The sequence below is a fragment of the Cytophaga sp. genome (genome assembly GCF_051961495.1).
In the GTDB taxonomy this organism is placed as follows: domain Bacteria; phylum Bacteroidota; class Bacteroidia; order Cytophagales; family Cytophagaceae; genus Cytophaga.
Map to the genome: position 1 here is coordinate 1 of NZ_JBQCDF010000125.1, position 4,466 is coordinate 4,466.

A 4,466-nucleotide genomic window follows, 5' to 3' on the forward strand; every position below is an offset into this window, starting at 1 on the left:
TTACAGTGAACGGAGATGGTACAAACGATACATGGGATATCAAGAACATAGAGAGCTTCCCGAATGCGGAGTTTTTGATCTACAACCGTTGGGGGAACCTTGTTTGGAAGAGTTCAGGTTATCCGAAGAAGTGGGACGGCACGAACTTCCGCAATGGAGAGATTCTTCCGGATGGCACCTACTTCTACATCATAAACCTTCACAGCCAGATTTATACAGAGCCATATACAGGCTGGGTACAGGTAGTGAAATAAAAAAAGAATCAATCGTGATAAAACAATCAAAGCCTGCTTTGGTTGTTTTATCTGTTTAAAATAGTTTATAGAACAACGTATTATTTCAGAAATAAGATGTTAAATATCATTACAAAAAGAGGGTTTTATTTACTTGTGTTTTTACTTGCCAGCTTCTTTACGTCCGGCCAGGTAACTGTGCAGATCAATTCGGGAAATCCCAACTTTCCTTTTCCTCAATTTTTATCATATGATTTTAATGGCACACATTCCTTAGGAAACCTGGCTACTCAAAATGCGCCGGGTGTTGTGCACGCTGAAATGGAAAAAATTATCCGTGAAGCATGGCAGATTGAAGCGAACAGATATCAATACACAGGTGAATCGTGGGCAGGCGTTAATTACATCCTTACAAATATCGGTTGTCCGTATGATTGTTCGGAAGGGGTTGGTTATGCATTGATTGCAGCAGCATACATGGGCGATAAAAAGACCTTCGATGGTATCTGGATGCGGGAGCATGATGTGAGAAGAGTTTTACAGCCGAGTTACCGCACAGGTGCGATCATCCGTGCCGGTTATCAATATGGAGATAATACAATTGCAGAACCGGGTGGTGATGCAGCAACGGATGGTGATGTTGATATCGCACTGGGTTTGTTGATGGCCTGGAAACAATGGGGAGACAACTCTGGCTATACAGCATTTAACGGAAGTCCGATCAGTTATAAAAAAGAAGCACTGGATGTTATCAGAGGTTTGGTAGAACGCAAGAACAGAGGCTTTATGTCAGGCAGCGTTCCGGATTGCAGAAGTGTTTCGGGTGAAGTTGGGTTTGACGGTTATTTAAAAAACGGTAATACAGGTCCGGGTGAAACAACAACATTCGGTAGCGGCGATCCATTATGGTGTCCGGAGTTTGGCGGGCCAAACCAGCTGCACATTGATTATGCAGCGCCTTCTTATTTTTATTCATTCAGAGATGTAATGACATCTGAAAGCATGGATCCATGGGAGATCAACCAGATGTATCGTGCAGAAGCTTCAAGTGACTGGATCATGGGAAAAATCCTGAATAGTCCGAGAGGTGTACCGCATGCAGGCTGGGCCAGCGTTAACGGCAGTACGGTTACGTTTTCAAGTTTCAATCTCGGCGAAGATTTCCGGGCAGCCTGGAGAACAATATTGAATTATGTATGGCACGGAGATCCGACGTATACCTGGGATCCGGTGACACATACTGTACAGAGCGGAGTACCTAATTCATTTGAACAATTAGTAGGGAAACGCTTCGCGAATTTTTTAACGGATCAGCGGAAAGCACCATGGGGTAATGCCTGTGTGGATCTTGGCGGCGGTCCCGATCTTACATATACAGGTCCGCCGGTGACCAGTGTTCAGTATGATCCGAATACAGGCGCTGTCTTATATCCCTTGCCGATCAATTGGGGGATGGCGACGTCAGCACCTTCTACCATAGCCGCGCAGGATTATGACCTGATGGGAGATATGTTCAGGCAGTGTGCCATTGAATGGGATATCACAGCTGCCGGCGACAGATACCTAACTTCAAAACCTGTATACTTCCACGGCTTCTTCCGCTTACTGGGTATGTTGATTCTTTCAGGAAATTTCCAGGATCCACTGGTAGCGAAGCCCATTGCCAACCTTAAGGTTTACCGCGCTGTTGACAAGACATACGGCTATACAGGAGATCAGTTCCAGTTTACACTTTCCTATAGAAACTATGGAACGGTAGCTGCAACAGGAACACAGCTTGTAGAAACACTTCCATCGGATTTTGATTACGTACCCGGCTCTGCCTCTAATGGCGGTATTTATGATGCGGGTAGCCGTACAATTACATGGAACATCGGCACCGTTACCGGATTTTCGACTGCCGGTGGAATTGCACCAACGCAAGGTGTGAGAACGTATAAGTTGCAGGCAAATAATAATGCAGACGGGCGATACTGCAATACAGCTACCATCACCGCAGCGAACAGCAAGAGCTGGACAACCAATGAATATCCGAACAATGTTACGGAAGTCATGGAACGCAATTGTATTGATATCGTAAAGCGTGCATTGTTGATTGATAAATCTGTAAACTATGCAAAAGTACAGGATAATACAGAAGTTAAATTTAAAATCGATTTTGAAAACTCTTCTACAGCAGGCTGGTTGAATGGCGGCAGGCCGAATGTATTTTTCAGTTATGCACAGGGTACTTATGGAGCAACCGGTGATACCCGCGGAATCAAAATCAGATTGTTTCATGGAGCAGCAGAGCCATATATAAATTATAAGAATTACAGAATTTCTGTTTTTTTAAATGATAATACCTATTCCTGTATCAGTGGTGTAGGGCCATGTGCCACAGGGTGGGCACTTCGGAATACTATTTATGAAGGCGGAGCAGCTACAGGTGTTACGTTTTCGCAGGAGACAATTACCCCTGGTTCAGATGCACGCGGAAAGTGGAACCAGCGTGTAATCATACAGTTCGCAGACCAGATCGCCACAACTACACCACAACTTTCCGCCCAGTATGGCAAACCAGACCGGATACACCAGGGTGGTACGGAACCGCTGCGTGCCGTATGGGATCTGTATACATCCAATTATGGTGCCATCGATTGGTCTGATGACTGGTCATGGGATGCAGCCGCTGCTGATCCGGATGGTAATAAATATTTCCCGGTTACAAACGATTGGACAGATCCATACAATCTGAATATTCCGGTTACGAAGTGGCATAAAAATGCCTGCGAAGTTGCGACGAAAACAGTTGACAATGTTCTGATCGAGGAATGGGATGGATATACCTGGAGAAGAGCCTATGGAAACGGGCCATTACCGGGCCGCGATGTGACCAATGTAGTGATCCGGGATACACTACCGTTGGGACTGACCTTTAATGGCTGGGTTCAGCAGACAACCCTTGGTGTTACTGCAACATATGATCCCACAACTCGCGTCATTACATGGACGATACCAAAATTACAGGTTGGACAGAAAGGTTCACTGGAATATAAAGCCATTGCAAAATTTACAACTACAGGAGTTTGTCCGAAGGCAGACCAAAAACATATAAACTACTCATGGATTCAGGGAGATAATGAATCTAAAAAAGCAGATACCGCAAGTGTTACTGTTACCTGTGATGCTGTGATATTGCCGCCACCTCCGACAACCATGACTAAAACAGCAGATAAAACAGCTTATGCCGTTGGAGATGTAATTAATTATACGATTGCATATACACAGACACACGGTGCGATCATTGATGCGTCCATGAGCACGGCTGCTGACTGGAATCAATATGGCGGCACATGGAATTTTGGAACCACGCTTTCAAACAGTACCACGAATAGTACCGGTACAATGGCGATTCATAAAAAAGCTCACGGTACAAATGGTACAATTACAGGTTCGCTTCAAATGGCAGCGAATGCTTCCTTCTCAATTGCTTTCAGACAAACAGGAACTACGATTGCCAGCGGCTCCTATATTTCATTCAAAGCAAATCCGGGTGCCGGTACTATTGCTGTATCTGTATGGAATGGAGCAACACAAGTGGGAGCAACTCAAACGATTGGTTATCCGGGTGCTCCGCAAAATTTTAAAATCGTATTGAACGGAAATCAGTTAAACCTTTGGATGGGCACATTAACAGGTTCTCCGACCTTAACGGTTACAGGGATTACTGTTCAGGCGGGTTACATAGGATTTTTGAATGGAACTCCGACGGGCCAGGATACTTATGCAAATCACAATATTGTTTCGCTGCATTCAGAAATGGATTCGGCATATGATATTATCATTTCAGATCCGATACCTGCAGGTGTTACGTTTGTTTCTGCTTCAAACAGCGGCACGAATACTGCTGGTACCATTGCATGGCCAGGTATTGCGGGGCCGGTGCTATACGGAACGGTTATTACAAGAACATGGTCTGGTACAGTTGCCAGTTGTGCTGCTACCGGGAAGATTGTGAATACGGCTTATGCAAATATGCTGGGCCAGTCAACAAATTCAATTGCTGCACAATCAGTTGTCAACTGTGCTGGTACAACAAGTTGTACACCACCAACGACAGTAACAGCAACAGTAAGCAAAACGGATATCTGTCTGGGTGCAGCGCTAAGCATCTCAGGCACGGCATCACCTGCAAATACAAACTACTACTACACCTGGTTCAAGGATGGTGTTGCCATTACGACACCAAGT

The 4,466-nt window shown here is 45.0% G+C and carries 2 protein-coding genes; both read left to right on the forward strand.

The features are described from left to right. The coding region (locus ACTHJT_RS06065) for a gliding motility-associated C-terminal domain-containing protein (protein WP_440237106.1) at positions 1–254 on the forward strand (254 nt) is incomplete at its 5' end. A 96-nt stretch (positions 255–350) separates the two neighbouring features. Continuing rightward, a partial coding sequence (locus tag ACTHJT_RS06070) for a glycosyl hydrolase family 8 (protein WP_440237107.1) occupies positions 351–4,466 on the forward strand: 4,116 nt, incomplete at its 3' end.